This window comes from Ancylomarina subtilis (genome assembly GCF_004217115.1).
Lineage (GTDB): Bacteria > Bacteroidota > Bacteroidia > Bacteroidales > Marinifilaceae > Ancylomarina > Ancylomarina subtilis.
This window is the reverse complement of the sequence record NZ_SHKN01000001.1, coordinates 344,638-361,597: the sequence shown is the minus strand read 5'-3', so window position 1 is coordinate 361,597 and position 16,960 is coordinate 344,638. Positions and strand designations below refer to the sequence as shown.

General features: G+C 35.8%; 19 protein-coding genes. 6 read left to right on the top strand and 13 right to left on the bottom strand.

What is annotated here, in order from left to right; all coding sequences use genetic code 11:
• Position 1 precedes the first annotated feature (1 nt).
• On the top strand, positions 2 to 304 hold the full coding sequence (locus EV201_RS01505; protein ID WP_130305632.1) for a Dabb family protein: 303 nt from the start codon (positions 2 to 4) through the stop codon (positions 302 to 304).
• 507 nt (positions 305 to 811) lie between these two features.
• Here the strand turns inward: EV201_RS01505 and rimO are convergent.
• The 7 genes from rimO to EV201_RS01470 form a co-directional block, all read right to left on the bottom strand.
• Complete coding sequence (rimO, locus tag EV201_RS01500) at positions 812 to 2,110, bottom strand: 30S ribosomal protein S12 methylthiotransferase RimO (RefSeq protein ID WP_130305631.1); 1,299 nt, start codon at positions 2,108 to 2,110, stop codon at positions 812 to 814.
• Positions 2,111 to 2,388: 278 nt separating this feature from the next.
• The gene (ftsY, locus tag EV201_RS01495; RefSeq protein ID WP_130305630.1) at positions 2,389 to 3,339 is read right to left on the bottom strand and encodes a signal recognition particle-docking protein FtsY; all 951 of its coding nucleotides are present in this window, start codon (positions 3,337 to 3,339) and stop codon (positions 2,389 to 2,391) included.
• 215 nt (positions 3,340 to 3,554) lie between these two features.
• On the bottom strand, positions 3,555 to 3,707 hold the full coding sequence (locus EV201_RS01490; RefSeq protein WP_125032073.1) for a DUF4295 domain-containing protein: 153 nt from the start codon (positions 3,705 to 3,707) through the stop codon (positions 3,555 to 3,557).
• A gap of 9 nt (positions 3,708 to 3,716) precedes the next feature.
• Positions 3,717 to 3,899, bottom strand: a complete 183-nt coding sequence (gene rpmG / locus EV201_RS01485; RefSeq protein ID WP_125032072.1) for a 50S ribosomal protein L33 — start codon at positions 3,897 to 3,899, stop codon at positions 3,717 to 3,719.
• Between the two features lie 12 nt (positions 3,900 to 3,911).
• Positions 3,912 to 4,154 carry a 50S ribosomal protein L28 gene (gene rpmB / locus EV201_RS01480; RefSeq protein WP_129254293.1) on the bottom strand — a complete coding sequence of 81 codons (243 nt, stop codon included), beginning with the start codon at positions 4,152 to 4,154 and terminating at the stop codon, positions 3,912 to 3,914.
• 255 nt (positions 4,155 to 4,409) lie between these two features.
• Positions 4,410 to 5,015 (bottom strand): MarC family protein, encoded by a 606-nt coding sequence (locus EV201_RS01475; protein ID WP_130305629.1) that lies wholly within the window; start codon positions 5,013 to 5,015, stop codon positions 4,410 to 4,412.
• Positions 5,016 to 5,209: 194 nt separating this feature from the next.
• Positions 5,210 to 5,716 carry a hypothetical protein gene (locus EV201_RS01470; protein WP_130305628.1) on the bottom strand — a complete coding sequence of 169 codons (507 nt, stop codon included), beginning with the start codon at positions 5,714 to 5,716 and terminating at the stop codon, positions 5,210 to 5,212.
• Positions 5,717 to 5,819: 103 nt separating this feature from the next.
• On the opposite strand from EV201_RS01470, the gene EV201_RS01465 reads away from it, so the two are divergent.
• Together EV201_RS01465 and EV201_RS01460 are read left to right on the top strand one after the other, a co-directional pair.
• Positions 5,820 to 6,338 (top strand): DUF6155 family protein, encoded by a 519-nt coding sequence (locus EV201_RS01465; RefSeq protein ID WP_130305627.1) that lies wholly within the window; start codon positions 5,820 to 5,822, stop codon positions 6,336 to 6,338.
• 811 nt (positions 6,339 to 7,149) lie between these two features.
• Complete coding sequence (locus tag EV201_RS01460) at positions 7,150 to 8,808, top strand: phosphoenolpyruvate carboxykinase (ATP) (RefSeq protein WP_207224361.1); 1,659 nt, start codon at positions 7,150 to 7,152, stop codon at positions 8,806 to 8,808.
• Between the two features lie 86 nt (positions 8,809 to 8,894).
• Here the strand turns inward: EV201_RS01460 and EV201_RS01455 are convergent, their stop codons facing one another.
• Both EV201_RS01455 and EV201_RS01450 read right to left on the bottom strand, forming a co-directional pair.
• Positions 8,895 to 9,611, bottom strand: a complete 717-nt coding sequence (locus EV201_RS01455) for an NRDE family protein (RefSeq protein WP_130305626.1) — start codon at positions 9,609 to 9,611, stop codon at positions 8,895 to 8,897.
• Positions 9,599 to 10,111 carry a DinB family protein gene (locus EV201_RS01450; RefSeq protein ID WP_130305625.1) on the bottom strand — a complete coding sequence of 171 codons (513 nt, stop codon included), beginning with the start codon at positions 10,109 to 10,111 and terminating at the stop codon, positions 9,599 to 9,601. Before EV201_RS01450 ends, EV201_RS01455 begins: the two co-directional genes overlap by 13 nt.
• A gap of 164 nt (positions 10,112 to 10,275) precedes the next feature.
• Between EV201_RS01450 and EV201_RS01445 the strand changes: the two genes are divergently transcribed.
• The 3 genes from EV201_RS01445 (at position 10,276) to EV201_RS01435 (ending at position 13,034) form a co-directional block, all read left to right on the top strand.
• Positions 10,276 to 11,316, top strand: coding sequence for an ATP-grasp domain-containing protein (locus EV201_RS01445; RefSeq protein ID WP_130305624.1), 1,041 nt, complete (start codon positions 10,276 to 10,278; stop codon positions 11,314 to 11,316).
• A 132-nt stretch (positions 11,317 to 11,448) separates the two neighbouring features.
• Positions 11,449 to 12,618 (top strand): DUF819 family protein, encoded by a 1,170-nt coding sequence (locus EV201_RS01440; protein ID WP_130305623.1) that lies wholly within the window; start codon positions 11,449 to 11,451, stop codon positions 12,616 to 12,618.
• A gap of 14 nt (positions 12,619 to 12,632) precedes the next feature.
• A complete protein-coding gene (locus EV201_RS01435) occupies positions 12,633 to 13,034 on the top strand; it encodes a (deoxy)nucleoside triphosphate pyrophosphohydrolase (RefSeq protein WP_130305622.1) in 402 nt (133 codons plus the stop codon).
• A 128-nt stretch (positions 13,035 to 13,162) separates the two neighbouring features.
• Here EV201_RS01435 and EV201_RS01430 read toward each other — a convergent pair whose 3' ends face one another.
• From EV201_RS01430 to EV201_RS01415, 4 genes are all read right to left on the bottom strand, one after another.
• On the bottom strand, positions 13,163 to 13,885 hold the full coding sequence (locus EV201_RS01430) for an SDR family oxidoreductase (protein WP_130305621.1): 723 nt from the start codon (positions 13,883 to 13,885) through the stop codon (positions 13,163 to 13,165).
• Between the two features lie 212 nt (positions 13,886 to 14,097).
• Positions 14,098 to 14,673, bottom strand: coding sequence for a type 1 glutamine amidotransferase family protein (locus EV201_RS01425; RefSeq protein ID WP_130305620.1), 576 nt, complete (start codon positions 14,671 to 14,673; stop codon positions 14,098 to 14,100).
• A 308-nt stretch (positions 14,674 to 14,981) separates the two neighbouring features.
• On the bottom strand, positions 14,982 to 15,827 hold the full coding sequence (locus EV201_RS01420) for a hypothetical protein (protein ID WP_130305619.1): 846 nt from the start codon (positions 15,825 to 15,827) through the stop codon (positions 14,982 to 14,984).
• A gap of 121 nt (positions 15,828 to 15,948) precedes the next feature.
• Positions 15,949 to 16,461, bottom strand: a complete 513-nt coding sequence (locus tag EV201_RS01415; RefSeq protein ID WP_130305618.1) for a TlpA family protein disulfide reductase — start codon at positions 16,459 to 16,461, stop codon at positions 15,949 to 15,951.
• Positions 16,462 to 16,960 lie beyond the last annotated feature (499 nt).

Sequence of the window (16,960 nt, the reverse complement as noted above, 5' to 3'; positions counted from 1 at the left end):
CATGATTAAACATATAGCCCTTTTTAAGTTTAAAAGCTTTGAGTCCGAAGAGGTCAAAGAGAATTATTACAAACGAATCAGAGAGGTTTTTGATGGACTCGATAAGCGAGTGCCTGAAATTAAATTCCTGCAAATTGGATTTGATGAGTTACAAGGCGAGTCATCCTACGATTTTGTTGTGAATGTGGTATTGGAGAATATTGAGGCTCTACCCGCATACATGAATCATCCCGAACACGTAAAAGCAGCCCATATTATTAGAGAAATGGCGATCGATAAAAAAGCAATCGATTACTCTTTTTAAAAATAATCCGTAAGGTTTAAGCAGATATTCATCATTAAAACAAACTCCTGTATCTGGCATAGATTGGGAGTTTATCTTACTGTTATAAAACCCTACTTCTATTACATCAGATTATTTTCAACCAAATTTCACCATATAAGATCAAGAAAAAAAGCCATTTTCGCCATTCCCTTTTAAGTTTCCAGCATTCCCCTGATGGTTTTCAGTATTCCCTTTGTCGTTTTCGCCATTCCCCTGAAGGTTTTCCACATTCCCTTTATCATTTTCAGCCTTCCCTCAGAGGTTTTTACAATTCCCCCGCTCTATTTCAGGCTTCCCTTTCACAAGTTCTCTATTCCCCTGAAGAACATCGAATGAATAAAATTGAAGTTTTATCTGATAATTAGCATCCACTGGATGAAAAAGAAAAAGCTTTCACCTGTTTCCATTATAGAAAATAGGCAAAAGCTTTATATATTTTTCCCGACAAACTATGGTCAGGCAATAATCAGTACAATTAGTAGCGAATTAGATAACAACAGCGAACAAATCGTAATCTTCGGCATCGGTTATTTCAACTTCACACATCTCACCTATTTTAAGGTCAAAGTTCTCACTTGAAATGAGCACCTCTGGATCAACTTCGTAAGAATCAAACTCAGTACGTCCATAATAAAAATCATCATCCTTGCGGTCGATAATCACTTTCATGTTTTCACCAATTCTAGCCTGATTCGCTTGGCGCGAAATTTCCTGCTGAAGCTCCATAATTTCATCCTTACGTGCCTCTTTAACCTCTTGAGGTATATCATCAGTGTAATGAATAGCAGCATAGGTATCATCCTCGTCTGAATAAGGGAAAACACCCAAACGCTCAAACTTCATTTCCTGAACAAATGCTTTCAAATCTTCCATATCAGCCTCCGTTTCGCCAGGATGCCCAACCAACATGGTTGTACGCAAAGTGATTCCTGGAACTTCTTCTCTAATCCGATTGATTAATTCAACCGTTTGCTCACGATTGATTCCCCGACGCATTAAAGACAGCATATTATCACTTGAATGCTGAAGTGCAATATCCAAATAACGACACACCTTTGGATTTTCGCGCATCACCTTAAGAATATCATAGGGGAATTGTGTTGGATAAGCGTAGTGCAACTTAATCCACTCCAAACCTTCTACTTCTGACAGCTTCTCAATCAGCACAGCCAACATCGATTTGCCATATAAATCGTGCCCGTAATACGATAGATCCTGAGCAATAACCAAAAACTCTTTCACACCGCCAGCAGCCAGGTTAGTTGCTTCTTCAACAATTTCTTCAACCGGACGGGAAATGTGCTTCCCGGTAATAATTGGAATCGCACAATACGAACAGCCACGATTACAGCCCTCTGATATCTTCAAATAAGCAAAATGCTTGGGCGTGGTAATCATTCTCATGTTCGAGAAATCAGGCTTATAGTCTTTGTTAAGTTCCTTAACAATCGATTTCCATTCGAACTTGCCAAAAAACTTATCAACCTCAGGTATTTCAACAGCCAAATCGTCGCGATAGCGCTCAGACAAGCAGCCCATAACAAAAAGGGTATCGATAAGTCCCTCTTTCTTGGCATCGGCATATTGCAAAATCATATCGATAGATTCTTCTTTAGCATCGCCGATAAATCCACAGGTATTAATAATAATAGTACGGGCATCGCTATTGTCTTCGTCACAGCTTACCACAAATTGGTTCGCATCCAACTGCTTCATCAAAAGTTCGGTATCTACCAGATTTTTAGAACAACCTAAACTAACGATATTGATTTTATTTTGGCTCATGATTATTTGATATGAGAGTGTTGATATCGGATTATAAATAAAAAGATCAGCGTAATTATTGCTTACTCCATTCTATTTTAGCGCACAAAAATAAGACAAAAAAAAGGGCTTTCCCACTCTTTGCATGTATTTCGAACATGGATCTTTGAGGAAGTGAAAAGAAATTCAGACGAATAGCTTCAATTCAATTATTCCTTTTTTTATTGAGTACTCATCCGCTTTTAACAAAAAAGACCCTTACTTGTAGTAAGAGTCTTTCCTTATATATTCTATTCAGTCTAACTGAAAAGCGAATCTACAAATTCATCACGGTTGAAAACCTGAAGGTCAGTCATCGCCTCACCTATTCCAATATACTTCACCGGAATCTTAAATTGATCGGAAACACCAATCACAACACCACCTTTAGCTGTACCATCAAGTTTGGTGATGGCTAAAGCGTTCACATCAGTTGCCAAAGTAAACTGCTTGGCTTGTTCAAATGCATTCTGACCAGTAGAACCATCCAATACCAAAAGAATCTCATGCGGAGCACCAGGAATGACACGATCCATCACACGTTTAATCTTACTCAACTCATTCATCAAGTTAATTTTATTGTGCAAACGTCCGGCTGTATCGATAATCACCACATCAACGCCATCATTTTTAGCTTTTGTAAGTGTTTCGAATGCCACCGAAGCAGGATCTGCTCCCATCCCCTGATCGACGATAGGGACCTGAACTCGATCGGCCCAAATATGTAATTGATCTACGGCAGCCGCACGAAAAGTATCCGCTGCACCTAACATCACCTTACGTCCTGATTGTTTAAATTGATGAGCCAGCTTACCAATAGTCGTTGTTTTACCTACGCCATTCACACCAACAACCATAATTACATATGGATTATCAGATTTTGGTAATTCCCAGGCATCATATTCTCCTTTATTGTTCTCTTGTAAAAGCGCAGAAATCTCTTCTTTAAGAATGCGATTTAACTCAGATGTACCTAAAAACTTATCTTCGTCAACACGTTTTTCTATCCTTTCAATAATTCGAACAGTTGTATCAACCCCTACATCTGATGAAATCAGAATTTCTTCCAATTCATCCAATACTTCTTCATCAACTTTCGATTTACCAACAACTGCTCTGGAAAGCTTTTTAAATACGCTTTCCTTCGTTTTTGCAAGTCCTTTATCTAGGTTTTCTTTTTTCGATTTTGAAAAAATGCCAAATAATCCCATAGTCTATTATACAGTTTAGGCCCGCTAAATTACAAAAAAATACACTGCTTTGAATTTTATAATTAATTTTTTATTTGACAGCAAGCATCATTTAGTTTGCGAATCAAAACTAAACTTAATCTAGTGCCTTACTAAGCCTATAATCACACAAAAAATATGCATAAAAAAAGCTCCTCAATTATGAGGAGCTTTTAAATCGATATAGAAACTCTTTACTATTTAGCAAAGAAATCTTTAACATTAGCGTTAGGAACGATCTCTTCTTTAAAAGAATATGCTCCTGTCTTAGGTGACTTAACCATCTTGATTACTTTAGCGTAACCACGACCTTCACCTTTTTGTAGGGATGCTACTACTTTCTTAGCCATAACTTAATATTATTTAATTTCTCTGTGAAGAGTAACTTTTTTCAAAATTCTATTATACTTCTTCAACTCCATACGATCAGGAGTATTCTTTTTGTTCTTAGTAGTAATGTATCTTGAAGTTCCAGGCATTCCACTATCTTTATGCTCAGTACACTCAAGAATCACTTGTACTCTATTACCTTTTTTAGCCATTTTATATGCCTTTTAATAATTTTTAATAAATCCTTTTTCTTGAGCTTTTTTCAAAGCACCTTGAACACCTAATTTGTTAATTAGACGTACACCGGCAGCAGAAATTCTTAATTCAATCCAGCGATCTTCCTCAGGAAGATAGAACTTCTTATCGAATAGATTTGGATAAAATCTTCTCTTAGTTCTTCTTTTTGAGTGAGAAACGTTATTTCCCACCATTACGCTCTTTCCAGTAATTTGACAAACTCTTGACATAGTCCAGATTATTTTTTTTCCTTAAATGCTTTTCAAACAGTGCGCAAAATACGCAATAATTTTCGAATTATTCAAATCTATTTGTAAGTTTTTTACAGTGAAATAGCAAATTTTATTTTCCGACTGACATGTAGCATCGAGAAAGTCCAATAATAAAGTAGCACACAGCTTTTTTCTTCAAATTATTTGAGCGGACAAAGTTAGCATAAATCCCTATTTACAAGCTATAATTCGGAAATATTTCAAGCCTATTTTCTATAAAACTTCCTTTATCATAGGAATCAGTGTCTTTATTGAAACCGCAACGTTGGTCATAAAGAGTTTAACCGAAATGGCTAACAGGATGATTCCAAACACTTTTCGAAGGATATGAATCCCTCCTTCTCCTAAAAAGCGTTCCACTATAGAAGTCGACCTTAACACGATATAAACAATGGCTAAATTCAAAACAAGGGCGATTATGATGTTCTCAAGAGCATATTCTGCACGAAGCGCAACAACCGAAGTAAACGATCCCGCTCCCGCAACCAAAGGAAATGCAATCGGAACAATAGACACTCCGGAAGGACCATCATATTTAATAATCTCAATACCCAAGGCCATCTCTACCCCCATTATAAATAGAATAAACGAACCGGCTATGGCAAAACTCGAAATATCCACACCAAAAAGCCCTAATAATTTCTCTCCCAAGAACGTGAATCCAATTAATACGACAAGGGCAACAACACTTGCTTTTAGTGCCTTAATTTCACCCCCTTTTTTCTTCAAATCCACAAGAATTGGAATGGCTCCAATAATATCAATAACAGCAAACAATACCATGAAAGCAGAAACGATCTCGATAAAACTAAAATGCATACTCTTCTCTTTTTAGCCCTGACTCGTATCAGGATGAAACATATTTTTAATTACAAATTGAAAAATGGCACCCCATATTGTTTAAAATGACACTCAATTAAACCGGGTTAAAGCATCTTATTTTCTCAAAATGCGTGCAAATATAATACACTTTTATCTAATTCTGTTAAAATTACAACAATTCAATACACTTTCTAAATCAAGTCTTCAATTGCAATCACAAGCTTTGCATTAATTCTCAACATCAACTTTTCAATCAAGGCCAGAAAGTTTTCAAAAAACAAATCAGACTCAACCCATTCGTCAAGTCTGGATAACTCATCACCAATTTGCCAATAATCCTGTTCTGATTTATTCCAATTCTTTATCATTTCTATACAATGAATGGGCAGAATAATAGAAAACCCATAAATAGGAATGGGCATTAGTTTAAAAACATCCTCTTCAAAAATCTTATTTATCTCTTCCCCAAGAGCATTTAAATACCCATTAAAACAATCAAAAGTATTTTCAAGAAAATCCACATCGCTTATATCCAACTCCTCGAGTTCATTTTTTGAATCACTGTATATAGAGTGCATTAATAATAAATATGACTCTACTTTTTCAATTTTACCATCTTTATTCATACCGGGCTGAACTCTATAAAATTCCAATATATTCTCTAAAATCTCCAATCGAGAGATATTTTCCTGCTCCATTATCTATAGCTTAATATTACTTATTACAATATTACTTATTTTTGACAAACCAATGATCAATTGTTAAGTGGAAGTAAATACAATTGAATAAAACAGGAATTTTATGAGCAAACGCGATTTAAAACTTTATTTGCATGATCTGAATAAAGAACAACTACAAGATCAAATTACAGAACTCTATTCACGTTTTAAGGATGTTAAAGAATATTATGATTTCGCTTTTAATCCAAACGAGAACAAGCTCATTGAAGAATGCAAGTTTAAAATATCTAAAGAATACTTCCCTAATACAAAAAGAAGAGCTAAATGCAGACGTTCTGTTGCCCAAAACTATATTCGTCATTTTAAACGTTTAGGTGTTGAACCCTCCTGCATTGCCGACATCATGCTTTATAATCTCGAAATAGCTCAGACATTTTCTTCAGAAAAGGAAAATATTCCAGATGCCTTTTGCAAAAGCATGCTAAAATCATTTGAGGAAGTCATCAATTATACGTCAGAAAATGGTCTAACAAAAGAATTTTATTCCCGAATTGAAACGGTTACAAATGAAAGTTTGAATCAGGGGTGGTTTAACAGGGTGGCTTTTGAAAAATTGTTTAAGCAGGCAAATATTATTTAACATCCACATTATTAAGATTACAAGACAAAGGGACTTTTACAAGAGACAAAAGAACCATAATACATGATTAATTGATCATTTATAAGTTTATTCTTTTTATAAAATCATTATAAACAAGAAAAATAAATTCAAGATCATGCATATAGTTCAATAATATTTCTAACTTTAGTTCGGAAATTCTATACAGAAATATAGGATTTGCAAACTAAATGATTGCAAGCGAAAGCTTGGTTAGTAGGTTAATTAATCCTTTAGAATTATTTGCCCATGTTTCCCCTAAAACATGGGCATTTTATTTTTCCCAGTTCTGTTTTTTCTCCCAACCATTTTTTCAGATCAGATTTCTTAAAAAAATCAGATTAGAAAAACATACTTCCCCATGATTATTCTGCCTTTTGTATTACTCCTCACTTTTTCGTAAATTATAAATTCAAAAAATGAAAAAAAAGCGTCGTTTATAAACGATATTTTTTTTTTATGCGTTAGAAAAAAACTCATCCATTTTTCAATCTAACCTCTTTTTTACGGAATCGTTTGCACAATTCAACATTAACACTTTTTTTCTTTAATATATAAATATTAAAAGATAAGCTAGTCCGAAACAATTGATAATAAAGAAGTAAGGATGGAAAGTAAAACTGAAAACCTGGGAAAAGCTACTATATCAGGAAGATATATAACTTCTTTCCCACGGTAAACCTACTAAATATCAATGAGAATAAATAAAAAATAAATACAAAAAATAGATTTACATATTAGGATAGTTAAATATCTCGTCATAGTTTTGGGACTCCAAACTAAAAAAAATATGATGAGTACAATTGAAATTAACATGATTGAAGAACTAAAGAAAGTTTTAGAAAAACATCAGGATGTTAGAGATAATCTTTCAAGAGAAGATTTAATTACAAAAGCTGTCGAAAACAAAGATGCTATTGTAACACCTAATGGTGCACTTGCTACATGGACACCATCAAATTCGACAGGCCGAAGCCCTAAAGACACATATATTGTTAGAAATCCGGAAAGTGAATTAAATATTGACTGGACATCACCTAATAATATCGGCCTTAATCCGCAAACGTTTGCACTTATTTATGAAGATGCTTTAAAAACAATTCAAAGCAAACAAACTGTATTTACCACTACCCGCGTAATCGGTGCAGATGCTAAATATGCCTTGCCAGTAAAAACAATTTCTGATAAAGCTCTTAACCAGGTTTTCATCGATAATATGTTTCGACCAGTACCTGAAGATATTCAAAAATCGATTTTTGCGGACCAGGAATTTCAACTGATCGCTCTTCCTAACGACGAATTAGATAAAGACCGCTACAAAGGTCTGGTACGTGACTTACCAAACGGAGAAACATCTGGACTTTGTGTTGTTGTTGACTTTGATAGAAGAATAGGTATTGTTTACGGTTCTCAATATCAAGGTAGCATGAAGAAATTGATGTTTACCGTAATGAACTACTTACTTCCTTTTAATGGAGTATTGCCATTGCATTGCTCAGCAAATGAAGGTAAAGGGAAAGATTCTGCATTACTACTTGGTCTTTCAGGAACTGGTAAAACAACTCTTTCTGCTGATCCTAATCGTGCCCTTTTAGGTGACGATGAGCACGGTTGGAGCGACAATGGTATTTTCAACTTTGAAAACGGTTGTTATGCCAAAATGATTGATATGGAGCGTAAGAACGAACCAGAGATTTGGGATGCTGTTATGCACAATGCAGATTACAAGAAACATGGTGCGATTATTGAGAATGCAATGATGTATCCTAATGGGAAGATTGATTTCTTTGATACCAGATTCACGCCTAACTCACGAGCATCTTATCCTCTTGAGTTCTTAAGTAATATTAAGCCAGAGTCTACAGCTGGTCACCCTAAAACAATTTTATTCCTAACAGCTGATGCTTATGGCGTATTGCCTCCAGTATCAAAATTAACGAAAGAACAAGCAATGCTTTGGTTCTTGATGGGATACACCTCAAAATTAGCGGGTACTGAAACCGGAGTTACTGAGCCTCAGGCAACTTTCTCTCGTTTCTTCGGACAGCCATTTATGCCATGTAATCCAAATATTTATGCAGACATGCTTGGTGCTAAGATGGATGAGCATAACACCAATGTATTCTTAATTAATACTGGATGGAGCGGCGGATCATACGGAACCGGATCTCGTATCAAATTAAAGTACACCAGAGCAATGGTTGATGCAGCTCTTAATGGTGAGCTAGATAAGGTTGAGTATGTTATGGATGAGTTATTCCATGTAAATGTACCTACATCTTGTCCTAACGTTCCTAGTGAAATGTTGATTCCTATCAATACCTGGGAAGATCAGCAGGCTTACAAGACTACTGCGGAGAACCTTGCAAAGAAATTCTCTGAGAATTACGACAAAGCATATAGCAAGCAAGATATCGATGCAGCTATTATTGCTCAGTGTCCAGGAAAATAATCATTTCTGATTTATCCAGGATTAAAACACAAAATGGCTATCGATTCATTTCGATAGCCATTTTTTTTATAAACGAAATACACGTATTATACTCCTAAATGATTCTTACAAGCTTCCTCATCTAATAAATCAAAATATCGCATACAGTGACCTTTCACACCCCCCAATACCTGAGTGATACTAACTGTCCTGACAACATTTCGTCTGTTCATCAACAAACCATACTCCATATTGCCAGCCCCCCCTGTCTTATGAAATTTCAATATTGAATCCGGATTTAATTCCCTTTCACTATTTAACCAGTCACGAAACCACCTTTCCCGTTCTAATTTCATCGCCTCAGTATACAGAGTTGTTGATGACCAGATATGAGCAGCAGAAGGATCTAATTCTCTAACAGATAATTCCTTTTCGTCCCAAATTAGCTCAGTCAACCTAAATCCAGTATCAGATCCCACTACAATTAAAGTAAAAGCCTCAATACCCTCAAAGGGATAATTTTCAATAAAATCATCAAGATTGAGATAACTGAAATAATCCAGAAGCATCAGGCCCCTACTCTGCCTGTAATTAGCCTTACGTTTATGCTTTTTAAAAGCCCCATTAAGCACACAAAGAGTTGTATCTTTGCAATTGCTGATTATCCAACTCCCCTTAGCCTTTGAATCTTTTGGATAAAACAATTCAAAGCCATTATGCATGTGTTTTTGAGGGTTGATAGCAACCCGACCTGGATCTTCATCTCTATTGGTTGTGAGAATAAAGTCATTATCATCAATTGGAATATAACTTAATGTGCACATTGGTCTTTGTTATAACGAATTGTTGAATAGGCAACTCCAAAATTTGCGTCAACCCTTACATCTGGGAATTGCTGATTAAGTGCAATGCGTATCAGTGCCATGTGATGAATAGCATGTTCTAAATTATAAGCCAACTCACGCATCAAATTCGACTTGACTTGTTTAACGGCCCTGCTATCTTGATCAAAATTAAGATACAAGCTTAAATTTTTGTTCACTGATAGTTCTTCTAACCAGGCTATAATTAAAGCCAGTCTATCCTTGGCTACCAGTGGATCATTTTCTATTTGACCAGATCGTACACGCGTATCGTAATTGATTTCGCCAACTTCAGAACCTTCTCTTAATATATCGAAGAATTCAATAATATGACGCATGTGCTTGCCTATTGAACTGCCTAACAACAGAGACGAACAATTAGAGTACTCGTCCCTTTTTAAATTCTCACACAGATGAAATAGCTGTCCGCATATTTCTTTAGAAGCGTTTATAATTTGCATAGACTTTTTTTTTCTAAAACAAGATATTAAAATCAAGTCAAAAAATAGAATTCTATCCAGATGAATTTTAACTCACTGCACATTTAAGATTTTCAGATCTTTTTTACACCATCATCACTGGAATATGCATATTTCTTATATATTTAAGTAGCAAAATCTAACCTATGCCCCGAAAAAAAAGATACTACCCGCAATTTATTCTCAAATGGATCAAATTTGAATTTTGGCCATCATGGTTTTTCTATGCCCCCATGTTTTTATATGGATTTGTTTTAGCCTTAAAAAGCAGATCTTTTAGCTATTTCACAACAACAAATCCTGGAATGGCATTTGGAGGAGCATATGGAACAGATAAAACCAAACTACTCAACTCTCTGTCTCCCCAATACCATACAAAAGACTTTTTTACTGAGAAAGATACTTCCGCCGATGAGATTATTCATTTGATGCAGGAAAAAGACATCGCTTTCCCTATTGTTGCAAAACCCAATATTGGAGAACGTGGACGTGGTGTGGAGAAGATCGACGATGAACTTGCTCTGAAAAACTATCTAAAAATCATTACTGAGGACTTAATCATTCAGGAATTTGTTGATTATCCCATCGAATTGGGTATTTTCTATCATCGATTTCCAAACAGCACACAAGATGGCATCAGCTCTGTGGTTATGAAAGAATTTCTGAGCATAACAGGTAATGGACGAGATCCTTTCGGCAAGTTGGTTTCCAAAAATTTCAGAGCTAAATCACGTCTGAAATATCTAAAAGCCAAATATTCAAACAAATGGAACCTGATTATACCTGAGGGCATCACCTTTAAAATAGAACCCATAGGAAACCATTGTCGGGGAACCACATTTCTGGATGGCACTCATCTGATAAACGATCAATTGGTAAAGGTTTTCAGGGAAATCTCAAAGCCATTAGACGGATTCTATTATGGTCGTTTCGATATTAAAGTCAACAGTATCCGAGACTTGTACGAGGGTGAAAACATCAAAGTATTAGAGATTAACGGAACCAATTCGGAACCGGCTCATATTTACGATCCAGATTATTCCTTATTTAAAGCTTACCGTGAAATTATAAAACACATGAACCTGATTTATAAAATTAGTCGGGCAAACAGAGCGCTTGGTATAAAACCCATGCCTTTTTCTATTCTAATAAAAGGCTTGTTTCATCATTTCTTTGGAAAAAAATAAACGGACCTGCTCCTTACTGCAAATCGTTTTAGCAACGATTCAATAAAAACGATCTACTTTACAAAAACAATAAATTCCTGCCCAATAAAATACAATTTTACTAAATTGCGGCTCAATTTCTAAAAACACATTATGGATTCAATTATCTCTCCCGACAGTCATTTTATTCTCTTTTTTATTGTAGCAGGTGCCGCAGCTTTTGGTATCTATTCTGAACACAAAAAATGGTTTGGAAAACTATCGGGTATATTGGTTACCATGATATCCATGTCAATATTAGCCATGTTGGGTGTTCTTCCCGTTGCATCGAACCCCAATGTCAAAGTTGAGGTATACGATATGGTCTTCACCTATTTTATTCCCATCTCCATCCCCATGCTTTTGTTTAGTTCAAACCTAACGAAAATTGTGAAGGAAAGCGGGAAATTACTTTTAGCCTATATTATCGGAGCTATAGGAATTGTCTTAGGCTGTTTCCTTGCCGTTTCGTTAATTGATTTGGGTGCTGATAGTGGGAATACAGCTGGCGTAATTGCAGCCACACTGATCGGAGGAAGTGTCAATTTTATTGCAGCTGCAGAAAGTTTAAATTTCAGCACAAACCCAATGTTTACAGCCACAATCGCCGTGGATAATTTGGTTTCGAATTTATACACACTTTTCTTATTCCTAACCCCCTCTTTGGTGTTTCTATCGCGTTTCTTTGTCAAACCAAAAAAAGAGAACGAAATCGACTCTAATGAAGGCAGTCAGAAGAATGAATACCCTATGACTCTGGAACGCATTGCTGTTTCTGTTTTCATTGCGGCACTTATCGCCGGGGCAGGAACATTTATCGCTCCGTATTTAGAGAGATTGATTCAGACCGACATTAACTTAAGTATTCTACTTATTACGCTATTTGCAGTATTGGCTGCCAACCTTTTCCCAAAACAACTGAAAGCATTAGAAAATACAGCTTTCTCAATTGGTATCTGGATGATGTATATTTTCTTAGCCGTAATTGGTGCCGCAACGAATATTCATCAAATTTTCGAAATTGGACCTGCTATTCTGGCATTCTATATCGTTATCATGATGTTTCATTTCGTTTTCTTACTGGCACTGGCAAAACTATTCAAACTCGACGTTTACGAAGTGGTTATTTCTTCGGCAGCTAATATTATGGGACCATCAGTTGCAGCGCCAATGGCTGCCTCAATGGGACAAAAGAAACTCATTACTCCTGGAATTCTCGTAGGGATTTTAGGTTATATTATTGGCACATTTGTAGGTGTTTCCATAGCCGTATTTCTAAGCTAGCAGACATCTTAAATATGAAGTCGAAAAAAATCATCGAAGTTACAGCCGCGATTATCCGAAAGGGTAATCGCTTTCTTTGTGCACAACGAAAAGACTGCAGCGAACAGGGTGGTAAATGGGAATTCCCAGGTGGAAAGATTGAACCGAACGAAAGTCCCGAGCAATGCCTGGAAAGAGAACTTTTTGAGGAATTTGCAATTCAATCGACTTGCGGGAAATTTCTGTGTGAGAATACGCACGACTATGGAGACAAAATCATCAAGCTAAAAGCCTACTTTGTAAATCACACAGAGGGCGATTTTCAACTTTTAGCACATCAACAGATACAATGGCTCGACATAGATAAAATGCAAAAACTCGATTGGGCCGAAGCTGACCTGCCCATTGTTGATAAACTCACAAGCCATTACAAATAAGGCAACAAATCAATACCGCCTGAGTGTTTTAATCATTTTATCTACTTGCACAAGATCGCTAAAAATGAAGTTTAGTTCATTCACAAAGCTCATGAAACGCAAAATCTCATTTGAAAGCGAAGTTATTACTAAATCAGCTGCTCACCGCCGTCGCAGTATAATATTTGCCCTGTAAGAAAGTTATTGTCGATGATATAATCCAACGACTTTAGTATGGGTTGTATACCACCGGGTTCTTTCATGGGAGTTTTAGCAGCCCGGTCTTCTAAGTAATTGGCAGCAGCATTGGGTGGAGCAATTGTTGAACCCGGAGCAATACCATTGACTCTAATATCGGGTCCAAATTCCAAAGCGCCCATTTGAGTGAGATGAGATAAGGCAACCTTTGACAAACTATAAGCCGCATAGTCAGATGCATACTTGCTTATTCGTGTATCCAGAAAGTTTACGATGACTCCCCTTTTACAGATATTCGCGAAATCACGCATTAAAATAAAGGGCGCTTTAAAGTTGATATTCATCTGTTCGTTGATCAGATCTAAACCTGTATCTCTAATCGAAGCTGGAGTGAAAACAGAAGCATTATTAATCAACAGATCAATCTGACCCAATTCCTCACTGACCTCTGAGATTAAAGATTCACAAGCAAGCTCGTCAGACAAATCACAGCAAAACACCTTAAATACCTGATTAGGATAAAGGGCTTTAAGGTAATCTCTCAAAGCCATCGCCTCCCCTTTCGAGGTATTGTAATGAAGTGCCAGACTCCACGACTGCTTCGCCAAATGAAGAGCTAACTCGTTTCCTATTCGTTTGGCCGATCCTGTAATTAATGCTGTTTTGGTTTTCATATTCTTATCTTAAATAGCTTCTCTGCAAAAATACATTAATTCTGAATTTTGAAACAAGCCTCATCTAAAGCTTTCCTCTACTCTTATCCGAAACGAGAATCGCATATTCAGGCTCGCTTGGTCTATATTCACGAAATATGCTCCACTCCCACACGATATAAGCGAAACCAAGTGGAGACAAATCAATCACACACTAAAAGGAGGTGCTTTATTTATTCAGACCAAACGCCGTTTTTAAACAATTGAAACCACTTTTCAATTCTTTCTTCTGAATACAAATCAATCGTCTTAAAAATTTCTCTCGCAAACTCTATGGGAGCAATTCCATTGGCAGTAATAATATTTTCATCCGTAAATGCCAATACGTTTTGATACATTTTATCTCCGCGATATGTTGGCACAACGGCTTTTAAATAATTTAAATCATTACTGGTATGTTTCACATGATCCAACAGCCCCAATTGTCCAAGAAAAGCGGTTGCAGCACAAATTGCAGCAAGGGGTTTTCCTGATTCAAATAGCTCTATCGTCAATTTTTCTATTTCTTTATTTTCACCTTTTTCCCAAGCTGTTCCTCCGGGTAAGATCAACAAATCAACATCATTGGATTTCAAGTCTGCAAGCGATGTCCTTGGCATAATCTGTAATCCTCCCATTGAAATTACCGGATTCCCATCTTTGGAAAAGTATACCAATTCAAACGCTTCACTCTTATTAATTTCTGATGTCAGATAGGAGATTTCCCAATCTGAAAAACCGTCAAAAAGGAATACATGTATTTTATTCATTACAATCTCTTTTATATTTTAAGCTAATCTAATATTTTTCGCTTTATTTTTTAATGTTCTGAACGATGAGTTTCGCTGAGCTCAGTTCCCGACCCCTAAGTCCCCTAAAGGAGATCTAACTTAAGCGCCTTCATGGGTTTGGGGTAATGGATTCCGAATGATGACATTTATAATTACGACTCATAGTAAACCTACAATTTACTTTTAACTACTAAAATTTATTATTTTTATTACTTACCACACGATAAAATCGTGCGGTAGCGGGGCATGATAATGAAGTTACTAAGCGAAACAATTTCATCTTATTCCTAAATAATTTCAAAGGGCTCAATATCTTTTCTGGTTTCGTAATATTCTAAGAGCGTTTTTTTAAGCGTTCCATCTTCTATAAGCATTCTATAAAGCTCTTTTTCATACTTTTTACATATTTCATCCGGATTTTTCATACTCCCTTCTTCAGCTTCAATCTTCTCACCTAAACTCTTCATGATTTGAAGATGTACCTTTCGCAACTTTGGATCATTCAATGCTTCCTGACAGAATCCGGCAATTAAAAAGTTAACTTTATTTTCTAGTTTGTAAGCAAAAGGTGGTGCTCCACATCCAAAGTGAAAAGCAAAACCTCTATCCGGAATATATCCGGCAATATCAATATATGCAAAAGAAATCTGCAACAAGCTGTCTATTCCAATACAAGTCTTTTTTTGTTTAGTTTCCGTTTTATTCATATAATAAGATGAAAAAGCCGTATTGAAGATTCCTGCAAAAACACTGTCATTACAATAATACTCGGTAATGCTCTCTCTAACCTTATCACAATTACATTCTTGTGCTACAAACAAAGAATCAACACATTCACCTCCTTTTGCATTGAGGCTTGTATAGTATGCATTACTAATCCGATTTGAATAAGCATTGTAAAAATCAGCAAATTTGACACTATCCGGAATATGAAATTCCAGCGTCCCCTTTTCCTGATTAAAACCAAAATAACGGAAATTAAGCTGAACTTTATTTCGTGTACTATCAGAACATCTAAATTCCGTCATACTGTCAAAAAAAGTCTGAATATACTGATGCTCTTTTTCTTTAGCCGATTGGCACCCGACTAGACAAAACGCTATAAACGATAAAATTAAAATATGTTTTTTCATTCTGTTTTAGTTATAATAATAAGATCGCATCCTGCTACTGTATAATGAGCTATGCCTTATTTCGGTTTTATTATACCTTAAGGGGCACACTTGCTATGGTATTCAATGAAGTCAGCACACATTATTTAATTAACAAGCTATCTAACTGCTCATATAGCTTTTTACCACTACTAGGTCTAAAAGCTTTATTTGTAATCACTTCTCCCTTTTCGCTTACTACCATATATTGAGGAATCATCGGGATAAAAATTCCTTTATCAATGAGATCAGCTTTTAAAAGACTATCTAACCTTAAATGATTCCCCGTCAGCTTGTGATCAATAATAAAATCAAACCATTTTTCCTCTTCAAGATCAGTGTCCGAATTCAGATACACAATTTCGATTTTATTCTCATGTAAGAAATTGTGCAAGGCTTCATTATGCTTGAATTCTTCAACACATGGGGAACACCAGGTAGCCCATCTGTCAATATAAATTGCTTTTCCCTGAAGTTTATTGGTTAATTCCTGGAATGATTCGATGGGCTTCTCTTTATCCAAAATATAAATATCAGAAGCTAACTCATATTTTTTATTACTCGTGCAACTAAGAAGGCTAATAAGAATGCTGAAAAAAAGGAATTTGTTTTTCATGTTTTGAGTGTTTAAGGTAATGGATTCCGAATGATGACATTTATAATCCGCTAAACTTGCAATTAACTACTAACAACGGGTATTTCTACCTCTCTAATTTTTTATATTTCGTTGTTCCAAATAAGAAGAACAAACCAATTGGAAAAAAGAATAAACATCGAATTGCAAAAAGTTTAATGAAGAATTAACAGAAACAGTCTTTTTAGGTCAATGGCTTTTAAATTAAAATCACCAAGTGAGAGTTTGGTGATTTTAAATTTTTATAAATTCCAAATCTGGGATTTATACTAGTCTTAACTACTTTTAAAATAAGGGCTGTAGACAATCATCTCCATTACCTTCCATTTGACCTGGAACTGATCCATCAGGGCATCTTTGGAAACATGAGCTATCTACTGGACCATGATTTTCCCAGCAAAAACATCTACAGTTAGCAGGAGGCATAGGTTGTCCACCCAAGATTACTTTTTGTTCTGAATAGCTAAGCTTTTTAGATCCA